Genomic DNA, 15,054 nt, shown 5'->3' with positions numbered 1-15,054 from the left:
TCGGAGAGATGGAGTGCTTAATGGGAAAAGTAAGAGAAATAGGGAGGTCAGGGAAAAATAGCGTACTTGTTGGAGGAAGGGAAAATTTAGTTTCCTCTTCTCCTGCTCCTAAAAGAAAGGAAAAGGTAAGCAATGCTATGAAAGCGCTTTTTTGCATGGTTACTGCCCCTGATTGTTGCCTAAGAATGACCAAAAATTCCACATACTTGGATAAAGTAGGGGGGAGGTTTGTTCATCTAAGCCCGGGAAAAAAGAAAAATTCAGGCGATTATTCATAGGTAGCAATCAGGGGTAAGCATTTAGGGCATTAATCTCTTGTATGCTCGTAGCAATCCGATCATAGAGATCCCGAGGGGTGGTGGGATCATTTTTAATCTTGCTGTAAAGGGAAAGGGCTCCTTCGTGAAGCTCTTCCATTTCAACTAAACGGTTTTGCTCGTAAAGCTTTTTTGCTTCGAGACGCATTTTTTCAGCATCGATAAACTTCATGTAAGACTCGAAGAGATGTTTTTTCTCTGCATCGCGACTTAAATTGACCAAGTAATCTTGTGTCACAAGGTCTTCTTGAGAGTTGAAGTCATCTTTAATCCGGCCTAAGAAAAAGAGGTAGCGGCTATCGCGCTCTTTTGGATCGGAGAGGATGGCTCGAATTTTTGCATACTCAAGGGCTGCTTCCAGGTGAGTGGGTTCGCAGCTAACATTTTTTCGGATTTGAAGCTCTTTTAAGTGATTTAAAACAGCTAAAACCTCTTCATTCGATTCTTCTCTTAAGTCGTCCTCAAGGAGTTCGAACTGAAGACGTGCTGCTGCAAGGGTAGCATGGTTGGCAAGGGGGGTGGGGAAGTGATTGGCAGAAGCATGGATAAAGCTATAAGTTTCAAAGGCCTTTTCCTTGTCATCCAGTGCATCATAAACCGTTGCTAGCTCGTAGAGAGCTTCTTTTTGTGAGGACCAGTTGAGCTGTGGCTTTTCACTTTGTTGCTGCAGCAGTTGTTTGATGAGACGGAGCTTTTCTTTGTTTTCATTTTGGTATTCATAAAGTTTTGCAAGTTTGACCACTTCATTTTCTAAGTGGAGGTTGCCTGCCTCTAAATCAATCAGCTGATTCTTGGAAAGGAGCACATGCTCGTAATGGGTACGTGCGTGGTCAGCAGCACTTGCCACTTCGGGGTGAAGCTCACTTTGAAGGCTGAGATCGGTTTTACCCACTTTTTCATAGTAGTGATTAGCAAGCCAAAGGCGGTTTTCCTCTTTGACAACATCAGCCCCTTTTGAAATGGCTTCTTGGAGATGCTCTGCAGCATGATTAACAAACTCTTTTTGCTGATCTCCTGATGCGGGAACCTCTCTGGAGTCGCTATATCCTGCTAGAGAAATATAGGCGTTAAAGAGTTGCAGGTGGGTAGGAGGGGAGTCGTAGAGATCGGGCTTGAGTAGCATCGCTTCTTCGAGGTGCATGCAGAAAGCAGAAGGGTCAGACCCTGTTTCTGCGTGGCAAAGTCCTGCAATGAAGTGGGCTTCTGCAAGTGCATCTAAGGCCTCTCCTTCTTCCAAGACGGTAAAGATGTGATCTTGTAAGCAGTGAAGCGCTTTGGAATAATGATCAAGCTCATAAGCTGTTTTAGCATAGAGAAGGGCATAGTCTCTCATCTCATCGCTATTTAAAAAGGCGGAATAATCTAAGGCTTTTTCTAAGTCTGCAAAGAAAAGAGGTTTTGCATAGTCCTCACGCCCTTCCTTATAGAGGTTAATGGAAGAGGAGAGGAAGAGCTTCCATGCAGCGTCGATTCTTGAGCTTTCGTCATATTGAGTGACATAGGCTTTAAAAGTGTCATAACTCTCTTCCCATCGTTCATTTTGGTGGGCGAGGAGACCATATTCAAAAAGGAAACTTTCTTGATCTTCAAAGTTTTGGTATTTTTCCTTGATGATCTTTAGTTTTTCATCGGCCTCTGCGATAGCTCCCTGCTCTTTAAGGATCATGGCATGCATGAAAAGAGCTTTGGGAATTTCTTGGTCACCTGGGAATAAGGTGTTTAGCTTTTCAAAAGAGGTGCTGAAAAGAGCTTCATTACTTGTTTGGTGGGCACAGGTCATCTGGATAAGGAGAGCATTTTTCAATTGGTCAGAAGGGATGAAGGTTGATGCAATATACTCTTTGAGGGGGTTAATTGCATTTTGGTAATTTCCTGTTGAAAAGAAGCTTTTTCCTACAATGAAGTGGAAGGTGGGGAGGTGCTTTTCAGGAATTCTTAGCGAAATTTTCTCGTAACTTGAGATGACTTCTTCATATTCTTCGGTTTGATAAAGGAGAACGAGAACATTAAAGGCTGCCTCATCAGCCCGTTTGCCATTAAGTTCTTCCACTCTTCGAAAGGTTTCGACAGCTCCAAGTTTATTGAAGTGAGCCTCTAGAGATCCCACTTGGAAGAGGAGGTCTTCTTTCATTTCAGGGTGGTTTTCTGCAAGCTCCTTGTAGGCGTGTGCGGCCCTTTCGTGGTGGCCTAACATGGCACAAATCTCTGCAACGGCAAAGGAAGAAACCTCTTTATATTGCTCATTAGGAAGGTTTTCATAGTAACCGAGCGCTTCTTGAGCTAACTCAAACTTGTACTGGGACTCTTCTTCTTTAAGGGCTTGTCGAAAGAGGGCTTCTCCCATTAGGAAGTAAAGTTCATCTTTTCGATCTTGGATTTCTGGGGCGTGGCTGAGGAGGTAAGGACGGGCATCTGCAGTCAGCTCTTCATATTGATCAAGCTCATAGTAGCACTGGAGTTTATTAAGAAGGGTCTTTTTCATCACGTAAGGATCTTGAATCTGCTGGTAGTTATCCAGTGCTTGGGCATAGCTATCTTCTTGGAGGTAAATGTCTCCTAAGATTCCTAAAAAATAGTCTTTGAGACTACTTTCAGGGTATTTATCCAAGAAATCGACAATTTGCATTTTAACGATGCGGAAGTCACCATCTTTCCAAAATTCTGCAATGCGTCGAATAAGAAAGGCTTCTTCATCGGATTCGGTCTGTATAGGTACTGCCATTTCGGCTGCATGAATTTGAGTTGTGCTAAACCCTAAAAGTGATGCGGTAAATATTAAGCAAACGCGAAAAGTTGAAGTAAACATATGTCCCTTTCCTATCAGTTACGTAAGTATTTTTTGATCATACCGGTTGGGAGATATTTGTCAAAGCCAAAACTATAGGGAGCTAATGAAGTACTCTTGCTTGATGTTGGCATCGTAGAAATCGATGAGTTCATCAGCGCGCGAAAACTGCATCTCTTTGAGTGTTTCATAGACTTCTAGACCGCGGGCATTTTCCCCTTCTTGGAAGTAGAGAATGCCAAGACGGAAGAGGATTTGTTTGTCATCGGGGCAAAGCTCAAGAATGAGCTCGTACTCGCTGATCTCCTCTTTGTACATTTTTAGATCGTGGTAACACGAAGCAAGTTGAGCATGGACCCAAGGATCTTTTGGCGAGTAGTGGTCCATGATTTTGAATTCTTGGATTGCCTTTTTTGCAGCGGCTTCAAACTTTTCCCGCATCCCGTCTTGCGTAAGATAGAGTCGGGAGAGGGCTACATAGGCATTGGCTAAAGAGGCATGGGCCTCTAAATTTGTCGGTGCGTTTTTGATCAGCTGGATATGCTCATTGATCGAAACGAGAAAAAGGACCTCTTTCATCCGATGGATGTCCTTGCGGTGGCACAGGTTTGTTACCTTTTGCATCACCTGATTGAGAGAGCCAATTTTTTGAGGGAGGGGGTAAAACTGCCCTTCTTCCTTGCTCAAAACAGAAGCAAAGCGGTAGGCAGCATTTGCCAGCGACAAATGATATTCCGAGCGCATGAGGTTTTTCGGGAGTCCCTTTTTACAAAGGAGCATAAAAAAGTTGCGAAGCTCGAGGAATTGTTCCGGTTTTTTCGTTTGAAAGTAGAAAAGAAGAATCAGATAGGCAAACCCTGTTAAGAGAATGGCAGCGAGAGAAAAAGCCACGAGCGATGTTTGAAAAAGGAGGGTTAAAAAGAAGAAAAATGCGGTCACTTCAGCAGCAAGAAGTCCAAGGAAAAAGAGGTGAAAAAAAACATAAGAGCGGATGATTTTCTTGAACCGTTTGAGGGCAGCAGAGCAGTGAGACTCGACATTTTTGTGAAATCCTTCCCGGTTAAATCGCCAGAAGGTATGACTTTTTATCTCATTCACGCTCATCCAAGTATGCAGGGCTTATTCTAAAAATCTACTTTTATCAGGTCGGCGAAATAAAACCAAGCACTTTAAGGATTGGATGAATTTCGCTATTATGCTAAACTTAAGAACGTCACGATAGCCAAGTGACTGTCTAGGCTGAGACAATCGGACATTAAAAGCTTGTGGAGACATCTCATAAGAGGGTCTATGAAGCAAGAATCCTTCTCCTTTGGTGAGGGAGGTTCAATCAAGAACTATTCCACTCTTGAAAAAATTTGGGGTTTGTTTGGACAAACCCCAATCTTTTTCTTGAGGCTCTTGTATAACTGCTTTGACTGAATGATATTGAGGTTTTTTAGCAAAAAAGATCATTTCAGTTTGCTCAAATGAGTTGCGCAAGGGTTTCCTAGGTGTTATACATCATGTAGTTGATAACGCGCTCAGAAACACCTGCATCACGCAGCTTGTCGATTTGATAACCGTTAAGCGTATAGTGACTGTTTGTTTTCTGAATCAGTCCAATGATCTTATCATCATCAATGTCTGCTTTAGACAGGTTGATCACATCGTTGACACTGAGCTTCTCACCATTATCAACACGTCGGTACGTTTGAGGGCTTTGCTCTTTTAAGTTCTTTTGCTCTTGGTTGTCGAGGTACGCTCCAATCAGCCCTCCAACGATCACACCTGAAGCTGCTCCAATAACAGCTCCTGTTCCCCCACCAGCGATTCCTCCGATAGCAGCACCACCCACACCACCAACAAGGACCCCTGTTCCTGTATTTGATTCACACCCAGCGATAAGCAATGCAGTAGCGCCTAAAACGAGAATCGAGGATTTCCTAATCATAATAACCTCAGTTTTGGGTTTATTTCACTCAGTCCCAGGGGATTTTAGTTTTCTTTTCTTCTTTTTGATCTCGGAAAGGGCCACTTAGACCCTTACCTTCGATCAAAAAGAAGAAAATTTAAGCAAAACTCTCTCTGGAGCTAAGCAAACTAAACCCAAATCTGAGGTTAATGACCTCTTCCTAAGACATTTGTAGTTTTTTTACACAGATCTTCTGTCTATTCTTAGAATTATCACATTTATAAATGAATTAGAAGGGGGTTTTTGTTTTATATCTAATTGAAAAGATCATCGATATTAATAAAGAAAGACTTGCGAAGAGATAAATTGTTCGAATATCGAATTCACCCACCATGCCTCCGAAGAGGGGAGCAAAAACCATCGAAATCGTAGCAACCGACTGGTTGAATCCCAGGAGTTTACCTTGAAGGTGAGGGGGAGCCTTGGCTGAAATCAGCGCTAGGCAGTTGGTCCAAGCAAGAGATGCTGCAAGGCCAGCAAAGATGATAAAGTGGACAAAGAGAAAGAAGTGTCTGACTTCAGAAGCGGCAAAAAGACTAACAGTGGAGAGTAAAAGGGAATAAAAGAGGATTTTCCCCACTTTGAAGCGAGACACAAAGAAGCGATTGATAACCATATTGCCTACACACCACGCAACCCCGACCCCAATGAAGGTCAAGGTAATTGCAAGCTTTGTCCCTATAAAATGTTCAATCAAGAAGGTAGAGAGGAACTGCAGGGAGACCACCCATCCCAGCATAAAGAAAAAGAAGAGAAAATAGAGATACTTGAGGTGTTTGTTTTTAAAAACCTGCAAGAGCTCACCAATTTGCTCCCGAAAGTAGTGACAGTTAGCTTTGCAAGCCACATGCGTTTCAGTAAACTTCAGTTTGACAATCCCAATATTGATAAGAGAAAAGAGAGTCATTGCCCAAAAGGGGAAAGCAGAGCTAAAAAAACTATCAACGGCATCATTGGATAACGTTCCCCCAAGGACAATTGCGGCAACAAAGCTAATTCCGATCACACTTGAGACGATCCCAAAATTTTTTGAGCGGGTTTGAGGGTTGGGACTCATATCAGAAATTGCGCAAAGGCAGATCGTTAAATTTCCCGCAAAAAACCCGGTGAAGAGGCGGCTAAAAAAGAGAAGAGGGTAATTCATCAAGTGGATTGCAATCCCCGTCATTAAAAAACCGATCGTCTCTCCTAATAGAGCCAAGGTCAAGCCAAACCGCCTCCCTTTTGTGTCGGCGATGTGGCCGATAAAAGGGCCTGCAATAAATTGAGCAAAGGGAAAAGCAGCGATCAAAACCCCCAGTAAAATCAGCCGAATAGAAAGGGGGTAATCGGGGGGAAGAAGGGAGTAGATCGGTTTCAGGACAAGAGGGGTAAAAATCGGGTAAACAACAACGAGCCCCAAATTATCCAAGAAAAGGACACTAAGGATCGCTCGAAAAGAGCTTCTCTCTATTTTGTTCACTTGACCGCAACAGGTTCTTCACGGAGGCGGTAGCCGACCCCACGAACCGTCTCGATCCAGTTAAAGTTAGGCCCTAGTTTTTTCCTCAAAGCAGCGATATGGACATCGATATTCCGATCCACGATAAAGGCATCATCGTTATGGACATCGTCTAAGAGTTGATTGCGCGTGAGCACCTTTCCTTGATTCGTCACAAGACGTTTAAGGATTCCAAACTCAGAGAGGGTGATGGTGATAGCCTCTCCATCTTTTTTAAGCATATAGCGGGTGACATCCAAGGCAAACTCCCCAAAAACCAAAAGTTTTTGCATTTTTTCAGGTTCTTTACCGCGACGTAAGATTGCTTTGATGCGGGAAAAAAGAATTTTTGGTGAGAAAGGCTTCGCCACATAGTCATCGGCGCCAAGCTCGAGACCTAAAACAACATCCAGCTCCTCTCCTTTGGCACTTAAAATAATGACCGGAATATTTTTGAGCTCTGGATTGCTCTTAATTTTTCGGCAGATATCGAATCCATTTTGCCCGGGAAGCATCACATCGACAATGACAAGATCGGGCTTTTCCCTCTCAACAGCTCTGTAGCCATTGATCCCATCGACCTCAACATGGAGTTTATAACCCGAAAGGTCAGCCTGCAGCTTGATCAGTGCTGCGATATCTTCTTCATCTTCAATTAAAAGGATCCGTTTTTTCTGTGCCATGTCCTACCTGTAAATAATTTCCTTACCACGATTTTACCTCGGAGTATGACCTAATGTCAAGTCAACAAGGACTTGACGGGTGTGATTAAAATCCGTACTCTATGAAAACCCTCTTTCTTTCGGGAAGTTTTCTACCAGATTTGGCCAGCTTATTAGAAAATTTGACAAACACCTATTAGCCTTTTCTCAGGAAAATGCCCCAGCCGCTTCCAAGGGGTTTCATAGAGTACGGATTTTAATCACACCCAGGACTTGACAGTAGGTAGCACTCCGGGGTTACTGGATCAGACTTTTTTCATCTACCTAAGTTTGAGAAAGCTTTAGTTTTCAAGACTATTTTCTGTGTTAAATGGATGAAATAATAGTTACAGTTCGTTTATTGAAATCTAGTTTAGCTGAAGCTTGGAATTTAGATATCGTTTGCCATAACGTATTTGCTTGTTCTTCAGAAAAAGCTTCTTCAGGTGTGATTATTAAATGGTCACCAGGTCTATTGATGTAGATAGATTTAGCAGTAAATGGATTTTCTGAATGTAGTTCAGATTTGTAAGAACAAATGGCAGTTATTGTTTTTTGAGGTACGGGAGGTTGGTTTATTCCCACATCTGTTCCGGAAGCAGCATTTCCCATCTCAAATTTTATATAAACTGCGCACGGAATTGATTGCTGATAAGCTTTGTTAATAGATAGTGGATTAGAAGATGGAATAGTAGAATATTAATTACAAGACATATTGGATTCCTTTATTGTCCCCTTCGGGGATGGTTCAAAAACCCCGCCTTCAAGGCGGAGTAAAGTTTAAATTTGTCGCAAAGCGACATTTCGATTAAAAGCTTCAGCCTTTAAATGCTTTAAGCAGCCTGTTTTCAGTCTAAAAGCTTTTAATACAGTCGATTTTATCGAACCCTAACCCAACCCCTTGGCTTATAGACGAGGAGTTGTTCAATTTTAAGTTTCGAACGAAGATGAGCTTCTCAAATTTTTTTTGTCAAAGAAAAAACGAACTGAAATGTTTTACTATAAGCTCGTTGTTATGGCAGCTGAAGCACCTGATCGACAACGATCAGGTCGGAGTCCATTTGGTTATGTTCCTTGAGCGTCTCGACGGTGGTTCCATGGGTGCGGGCAATTTTCTCTAGGGAATCGCCGGGGCGGACCGTGTAGGTCTTAGGGGATATGGTTAGCTTGGAGATCCCGTCTTTGATCTGAGAAATTTGTTTGAGTTGCTCGTTTTGAGCGTGGATTGCCTTTTCAAACTGAGCGATTTTGTCCTTATACTGGGAGAGGGCGGTGGTCGTATCATTGGCGTGGGTGCTGAGCTGCCGGATGTCGGTCACAATTTTTTCTTGCTTTTTCGAGATTTGCTGGAGTTTTCTATCGAGGGTTTGAAGCTCTTCGACAAACGAGTCGAGTTTTCCCGACTTCAGCTCCGCGACCTGCTTTTTAAGAGTGGCGATCGTCTGTTCTTGGTCGATCAGCTTCCCTTCGATGATATGGTGTTCGATTTCAGAGGTATTGAGGTCATGCTTAATCTCCTCCACTTCGGTTCGCACCTTATGGAGGCTGAGCTCCATTTGGTGTTGCTGTCCTTTCGAGGAGCTCATCGAGCCACAAGCTGTGCAGAGGAAAATGGGAAGAAAAACGACTAGCTTTTTCATTTTTTACCTTTTTTATCGAAGATCTTAAACTCTACCCGTCGATTTTTTGCCCAAGATTCCGCGGTATGACCGAGGTCTGCTGGCATCTCCTTTCCAAAAGAGATCGTGTAGATATGATTCGGGTTGACCCCACGCTTGACAAGGAGGTTGCGGATCGAGTTAGCCCGTCTTGTTCCGAGCGCTAAGTTATAAGCTTCCGATGCCCTTTCATCACAGTGTCCTGCTACAAAAACATAGAGACCAGAGTTTTTCTTCATGTGGGCGGCGATATTTTCAATCACCGTGTAGTCTCCTCTTGAACGGAGAACATGCTCGTCGGTATTAAAGTAGAGGTTTTGGAAAAGGTCGGCGAGGTGGGCTGCTGGCTTGACGAATTTCTCGATGCTTGGGACCGGACTTCCAATTGCTCCTGGGACCGCTTTAGGTTGAGGAACGCTGAGGTCAGCGAATTGCGTTTTCAGGTCAGCATCCTTTAGAGGAATATACTCCTCTTCTTGGGGGCCAGCAAACTCATCGGCTGACTCGATCATCCGAGAGTCAACATCATCTTTCCACAAAAGTTGCCCTTTCCTGTGGAGGTATCTCCCCACGGTTTTTGTGTCTTCCCAGACTGTATTGGAATTGTTTTGACAACTAGACAGGAGAAGTGCTGCAAGTATCCAAGATAATTTTTTCATGTGAACCTATCCATAAAGTAAATTGTTTTTAGTTTTCCAAAATTTTCTAGCAAATTTTTGCGGCTCTATTTGAACACATTGTCCGAAAGATAAGGGTGAAAAATAGAGCCGTAAAAAGGTGCAGAAAAGAGGGAAAGGAAAAATGATAGACTTTATGGGTAGGTTCATTCAGGGCCTCTTATTGGTTCCCACGCGGGGTAATGTTTTTTTCCAGATCCACTGGTAATTTGTAACGATTCTTTTTGTTTTAAATTAATAATAAATAGCTCCGAAGAAGAAGGATCAACCGTATTATAAACAATATGCAAGCTATTGGGGGACCAACTCGGGTTTTCCTTATGGCTTTTCCCTGCGGTCAACTGGATCTCTTCTTTCGTCAGAAAGTCGTATACCATGATCTGCCTCGTTCCGTCAACTATAGCACTATAGGCTAATTTTGTGCCATCAGGAGACCATGAAGGACAGGTATTATGACGGTATTTTTTCGTGATGCATAAAGGGCGGGGCTTCAGTCGTCTCCCTGGAGAAGGGGTATTGATCAGAAAAATTCGGGGCGTTCCATTTTTATCAGAGACAAAAGCGATTTTTTTTCCATCAGGGCGAAACGTAGGTGAGGCTTGCACCGATCGAGGGAAAGAAAACGCTTGAATCGGTTTGCCCATCGGGCCATAAGTCCGATTGAAAGGTTGAACAAAAAGATCTGCCCGCCCACTAGCATCGGAAATAAAGGCCATCATGTCCCCTTTTTTAGAGATCGCCGGAAGGAGCTGGTTCCCTCTTAGCGAAACAAGTGGGGTCCCTTGCGCCTTATCAAAAGAGGAAATATAGATTTTAGGCTGCCCATTTTTATAGTTGACATAGAGAAATTTATTATCGGTAAAGGCCCCTTCACAAGGAAAAAAAGTGGGGGTAATGCAGTAACTTTTTTCTCGAGTGATCTGCCTTTTATTTTTTCCATCATAGTCGGCTTCCCAAATTTCAGACTTCCACTGGGTCCCTTCGGGGACCTGCAGTGCATACAAGATCCTTGACGAAGCAATCCCAGCTTTTCCCGAAACAAGCGCGGTAACCTCATCAGAAAACTGATGAATGACCCGCCGATCGGAAGCAAAATTTCCCGAAAGCCGGTAAGGACCAAACGATTTTGTCATCTCTTTTCTGGCAAGGGAAACAACCGCTCGAAAACTCTTCCCCATTTTTTCAATGTCAACTCGAAAATCACTCGTCTCTTGATCGGTGATATAGGTCGATCCATTATTATTAAGATCGAAAGCTAAAACATCTGAAAGCTCTTTGTTTAATGGGGAATTCAGGTAGACCGAAGACAAAAAGCTTCGTGTCGCTAGCGGAATGACAAGCTCTTTTTCTTCTCCATAGAGCGTTAACATGAGAAGAAGACTAAGCTTGATTGCAAAATGTAAGGGTAAACGTATGAATGTTTTCGTTTTTCAATTCCTCATTAAAAGGGGGGAGGACGAGCTGAGGAAGTTTTCGTTCTAAATAGCGCCGATTCTTTTCAGAAACCGCTTGCAGAACGTGAACTTTGAGCACCTGTCCCTTTTTCCCGACTGTTAGCTCCAATTTTACCTCACCATACGTTGGAAGTTCAAGAGCTCTTTTTAGAAAATGGGCCAAAAGGAGCAAATAATCTTGCGACTCCTCTTTTTCCGGCTGATCGATCTGGAGCGAAGCAATATTTTGGGGCAGGGTCAGGTTCACCTCTGGAGGAGCTTGCAGTTCAATCTTCGAGAGCGCCTCTTTAACCGCATTTAGACCCACTTTTTTCCTAGGGCGAGGAGCAGGTTTGCGCTGTGGTTTAGGCTTTGGAGGAGGTGGCGGTGCATAGGTATGGACGATCATCGATTGTTTTGGAGCAGAGATTTCTCGCCCCTTCCCGAAGTTAAAGAAGAAGACAAAGAGGTGGAAAGCGACCACGCACGAGGAAATCACAATGAGTCGGCGGTTCATTTTCACCCCGGCTTTAAAATCACATCAAGAGAGGGATAGCCAGCCGCCTCAACCACATTTTTTACCGCCTGGTAGGTGCCAAAATAGGCCTTTCGATCATGGTAAACTTGAGGGCGCGTCCCTGGGTTTACAGCGTAAGCATCCCTTAAGTAGGTTGCAAGCTCCTCTATTGTTAAAGGGTTTCCGTTGAGCCAAATAGAGTTGTCATCATAGACATGGATTTGAACCGGACTCGTTTCTTGAAAAGGGGCCATCTCCATTTTCTTGACCCCTCCCGCAGGGGCTAAATCGACCCGGTCGATATCCAAAAGGGGAGCGACCAAAATAAAGAGGATCAAAACAACAAAAACCACATCGATAAGGGGAGTCAGATTGATATCTGTTTTTACCTCCTCCTCCGAATGAATCATCGAAAGGGTTTTACGGATCGACATCGACTTTCCGGTATTGAAGTTCCACTGTTGAAAGGAGGAAATGGCTGAAATCGACCATCTCTATCGCAAAGCGGCGACTTGCATTTTTTAAGTAGCTATAGGCAACGAGGGTTGGAATAGCGACTAAAAGCCCCAAAACCGTTGTTGTAAGAGCTGTTGAAAGCCCCCCTAAAACGGCGCTATTCGAGGTGATCGCATGACCTGCTTGCATCTCCCCAAACGTAATTAAAATTCCCCAAACCGTTCCCAGAAGACCTAAGAAAGGGGCGAGTGTTGTAGCCATCGGGAGAACAAAAAAGTTTCGCTCAATCCTTTCCCGCTCTTTTGTAATCGCGGCATGCAGATGAGAGTCGAGAAACTCCACATCAGCATTGGAGAGGTAGTTCGGATTTTCTCCCGAAAAAAAGCGGTTTTTATCAAGGATCGCAAGCGTTTTTTCCTTCAAAACGTTGTATAAAACTGCAAAAGGGCTTTTCGATTGCGCATTGACATTTAGAATTTCTTCCTTCCGCATTGCGGCAATTTTCTGAAAGTGTTTTGCTGAGAGTTTCACCCTTTTAAGAAGCAAAAACTTTTGGATTGCAAAAACCCAGCAGCCACAAGAAAGGAGGAAGAGGGCAAAGAAGATCAACTTCCCGAAAAAATCTGCTTGTACATAAGCCTGAGAGAATGTTTCCATAGGCTACGTGATACTTAAGAAAAAGCTATTTGTCAATCTTTTTCCTTTACAAAAATTCTTTCAGAATAAAACATGTGTTTTATTTTTAATTAAGGAGAGCCATTATGAGCCAATCTATTTTGTCAAATTCCAATCCCGTCCCCTTTGCCACCTACTTTACCCCTAAGTACCAGCTGTCATTCCGAAGTGGAAAAGAAATAGAGGTCGAAGTCTCCAGCCCCAACCTCCAAAAAACCTTCAATCTGGTGGTGTCCACCTCATCCAGCAGCAGCAACCAAACCCCCAAAAAGCAGATCAAAGCCCTCCTTAGAAAAGGGGAGATCCCCCATGTTGTTGAAAAGGAAGGACAGCCCCATGAAGTCCTTTTCCCCACCCAAAGTAGCGCCGCTTCCTCCAGCTCCAACTCCTCGCAGAGTCTCCTCCCCCTCATTCGGCAGGGGATTTCCCATCTTAAAGCCCTCCTTCTTTCCCAAAAAGAAGCCGACTATCCCGATGATCTTCTCTGTCCCCTCACCCTCGATCTCTTCAAAGACCCTGTCATCACCAACGATGGCCACACCTTCGAAAGAGAAGCCATCGAGATGCATCTCAAAAACAGCTCCACCTGCCCCTTGACCCGCAAGTCCCTCAAAAAAGAAGACCTCCGCCCCAACCGCGCCCTCAAAAACCGCGCCGAAACCCTCGCCCAAAAGTTCCCCATCCCCCTTCCCGCGTCCCTCACCGGAAAAACCATCAAACAAAACACCCAAATCGCCAACGCCTTCATCCAGATCGCCCAAAACTTTGCCAGTCAAAACGAACTCAAACAAGCCCTCAAACAGTACAAACAAGCCCTTCTCTATACAGAAAGAAGCGAAGACTACGCATTCCTCATCGATATTTACCAAAAAAGCGACCAACCCAAAAAAGCCGCCTTCGTCACCCTCGTCCATGCCTACCTCAAATCCAAAGAAAACCCCAACCAAAACCTCAAACCCCAAATCGAAAAAGCCCTCGCCCCCTTTACCCAAAATCCCCAAATCGAACAGCTCCTCATCCGCTACTACCAAGCCACCCACCAAAAACAAAAAGCCTTCAAATACCTCATCAGCCTCGCCGAAAAACAAACCAACGACCAAAAAGCCATCTCCTACTACGAAAAAGCCCTCACCTTCAACCCCACAGCCACCCTCATCTACGACCGCCTCCTCCCCCTCTATAACGACACCAAAAAACTCCACCTCCACCTCGCCCACTTCTCCAGCGCCTACAGCCAGAAAAAAATCAAAGAAGCCAACAGCTCCTACACCCAAGCCCAAAAGCTCGCCCCACAAGACCCCCGCCTTCCCCTCACCTACCTCACCCTCATCGACAAACACAAAAAAACCAACCAAACCAAGAGACTCTACAAACAGCTCCTCACCCTCTCAGAACAAAAACCCCTCCTCTACACCTACGCCCTCAAAAAAATCCTCAAAGACCCCAAAGAAATCCCCAATCACATCGCCCATCTCACCCTCGAAGTCCTCACCCTCAAAAAAGAAATCGCCACCCTCAAACAAACCCCTCCCATTGCCAGCTCCTCCAGCTCAAGTTCCACTAGCTCCACACCCCAGCTCCCCTCCATCGCCTATGGCAAAGCCATCTGGGAAAAACACTTCGGCTCCGGCTGCATCAAAGGAAAAGAAGCGCCCCTCCCTTCCAACATCGAACAAATCTTAAGCGCACCCACCCCCTTCAAAGTCGAAGGCTACTCGGGCAAAGTCCGTGACACCCACCTCCTCGTCTGGATCCCTGAAGCGGTCAAAGGCGTTAAGCTGATCCTCGATAACCTTCCGAAGCTCTTCGGGAAGTATGCTGAATATCCCGACTATGTTAAAAATGCAGTGGGCACAAAAGGGACCACCCCTCACTGGACCCTCATGAGCAAAAACATCCTAGACGGGACCCGAAATACAAGCTATAGCGATCAAAAGCAAATCGTTGGAAAATATGCCTCCAAAGGATACACCCTTCCCCATGCCCTAGATGCTGCAATCGCTGTCCTTCTCCACCAAAAGGAGAAGAAGGAGTATCTGTTGCCAGAAAAGCCTGAATGGACCTTTACGCGGTGTCTAGAGGTCGATATGGATGGAGATCCGGTGGCGATAGGGGGCTTCGCCGCGGGCGGGCTCCGTGTCTACCACCACGTCGGCAACGACGACGTCCGCGGCGTTTTGTGTGCCCGGAAGTTCTGAGGTTTTTGGTTGTAGGATTCTAGGTTCTGGGGAAGGGGGTCTTGGAAACCGGATTTTGGAAAGCCGTTGAAATTTAAGAGTGAAGCAAGCTAAGATGGCGGGAGCTAAGGGCCCGTCAAGAAATAAATGTTACAAGTTGACTGGCTGCGACTTTGCCAAATTAAGCTTCTTCGTCGCCCTTCCCTATTGGGAATGATGCTCCT

General features: G+C 44.6%; 14 protein-coding genes. 2 read left to right on the top strand and 12 right to left on the bottom strand.

Features of this window, described 5'->3' with window-relative positions; all coding sequences use genetic code 11:
* The first annotated feature begins 20 nt into the window (after nucleotides 1–20).
* On the top strand, nucleotides 21–278 hold the full coding sequence (locus tag NEPTK9_RS05055) for a hypothetical protein (RefSeq protein ID WP_194847745.1): 258 nt from the start codon (nucleotides 21–23) through the stop codon (nucleotides 276–278).
* 7 nt (nucleotides 279–285) lie between these two features.
* Here NEPTK9_RS05055 and NEPTK9_RS05050 read toward each other — a convergent pair whose 3' ends face one another.
* The 12 genes from NEPTK9_RS05050 to NEPTK9_RS04995 form a co-directional block, all read right to left on the bottom strand.
* Nucleotides 286–3,039, bottom strand: a complete 2,754-nt coding sequence (locus NEPTK9_RS05050; RefSeq protein WP_194847744.1) for a tetratricopeptide repeat protein — start codon at nucleotides 3,037–3,039, stop codon at nucleotides 286–288.
* A gap of 156 nt (nucleotides 3,040–3,195) precedes the next feature.
* Nucleotides 3,196–4,200 (bottom strand): hypothetical protein, encoded by a 1,005-nt coding sequence (locus NEPTK9_RS09890; protein ID WP_194847743.1) that lies wholly within the window; start codon nucleotides 4,198–4,200, stop codon nucleotides 3,196–3,198.
* Between the two features lie 391 nt (nucleotides 4,201–4,591).
* Nucleotides 4,592–5,035 carry a glycine zipper domain-containing protein gene (locus NEPTK9_RS05040; RefSeq protein ID WP_194847742.1) on the bottom strand — a complete coding sequence of 148 codons (444 nt, stop codon included), beginning with the start codon at nucleotides 5,033–5,035 and terminating at the stop codon, nucleotides 4,592–4,594.
* 250 nt (nucleotides 5,036–5,285) lie between these two features.
* Entirely contained in the window at nucleotides 5,286–6,518 is a 1,233-nt protein-coding gene (locus tag NEPTK9_RS05035; RefSeq protein WP_194847741.1) for an MFS transporter, read from the bottom strand.
* Nucleotides 6,515–7,219: a response regulator transcription factor gene (locus NEPTK9_RS05030; RefSeq protein ID WP_194847740.1), complete on the bottom strand. Its 705-nt coding sequence runs from the start codon at nucleotides 7,217–7,219 to the stop codon at nucleotides 6,515–6,517. The genes NEPTK9_RS05035 and NEPTK9_RS05030 overlap by 4 nt, the downstream gene beginning before the upstream one ends.
* A 345-nt stretch (nucleotides 7,220–7,564) precedes the next feature.
* Nucleotides 7,565–7,849 carry a hypothetical protein gene (locus NEPTK9_RS05025; protein WP_194847739.1) on the bottom strand — a complete coding sequence of 95 codons (285 nt, stop codon included), beginning with the start codon at nucleotides 7,847–7,849 and terminating at the stop codon, nucleotides 7,565–7,567.
* 401 nt (nucleotides 7,850–8,250) lie between these two features.
* Nucleotides 8,251–8,877 carry a LysM peptidoglycan-binding domain-containing protein gene (locus tag NEPTK9_RS05020; RefSeq protein WP_194847738.1) on the bottom strand — a complete coding sequence of 209 codons (627 nt, stop codon included), beginning with the start codon at nucleotides 8,875–8,877 and terminating at the stop codon, nucleotides 8,251–8,253.
* Nucleotides 8,874–9,554 (bottom strand): OmpA family protein, encoded by a 681-nt coding sequence (locus tag NEPTK9_RS05015; RefSeq protein WP_194847737.1) that lies wholly within the window; start codon nucleotides 9,552–9,554, stop codon nucleotides 8,874–8,876. Before NEPTK9_RS05015 ends, NEPTK9_RS05020 begins: the two co-directional genes overlap by 4 nt.
* Nucleotides 9,555–9,718: 164 nt before the next feature.
* Nucleotides 9,719–10,942, bottom strand: a complete 1,224-nt coding sequence (tolB, locus tag NEPTK9_RS05010) for a Tol-Pal system protein TolB (protein ID WP_194847736.1) — start codon at nucleotides 10,940–10,942, stop codon at nucleotides 9,719–9,721.
* Between the two features lie 10 nt (nucleotides 10,943–10,952).
* On the bottom strand, nucleotides 10,953–11,522 hold the full coding sequence (locus NEPTK9_RS05005) for a hypothetical protein (protein WP_194847735.1): 570 nt from the start codon (nucleotides 11,520–11,522) through the stop codon (nucleotides 10,953–10,955).
* A gap of 2 nt (nucleotides 11,523–11,524) precedes the next feature.
* Nucleotides 11,525–11,956 carry an ExbD/TolR family protein gene (locus NEPTK9_RS05000; RefSeq protein ID WP_228547031.1) on the bottom strand — a complete coding sequence of 144 codons (432 nt, stop codon included), beginning with the start codon at nucleotides 11,954–11,956 and terminating at the stop codon, nucleotides 11,525–11,527.
* Nucleotides 11,943–12,635 (bottom strand): MotA/TolQ/ExbB proton channel family protein, encoded by a 693-nt coding sequence (locus NEPTK9_RS04995; RefSeq protein ID WP_194847734.1) that lies wholly within the window; start codon nucleotides 12,633–12,635, stop codon nucleotides 11,943–11,945. The genes NEPTK9_RS05000 and NEPTK9_RS04995 overlap by 14 nt, the downstream gene beginning before the upstream one ends.
* A gap of 104 nt (nucleotides 12,636–12,739) precedes the next feature.
* Between NEPTK9_RS04995 and NEPTK9_RS04990 the strand changes: the two genes are divergently transcribed.
* Complete coding sequence (locus tag NEPTK9_RS04990; protein ID WP_194847733.1) at nucleotides 12,740–14,851, top strand: U-box domain-containing protein; 2,112 nt, start codon at nucleotides 12,740–12,742, stop codon at nucleotides 14,849–14,851.
* Nucleotides 14,852–15,054: the final 203 nt, after the last annotated feature.

The organism is Candidatus Neptunochlamydia vexilliferae (assembly GCF_015356785.1).
GTDB classification, from domain to species: domain Bacteria; phylum Chlamydiota; class Chlamydiia; order Chlamydiales; family Simkaniaceae; genus Neptunichlamydia; species Neptunichlamydia vexilliferae.
Note: the sequence above shows the minus strand (reverse complement) of the source record. Positions and strands in the feature narration are given on the sequence as shown.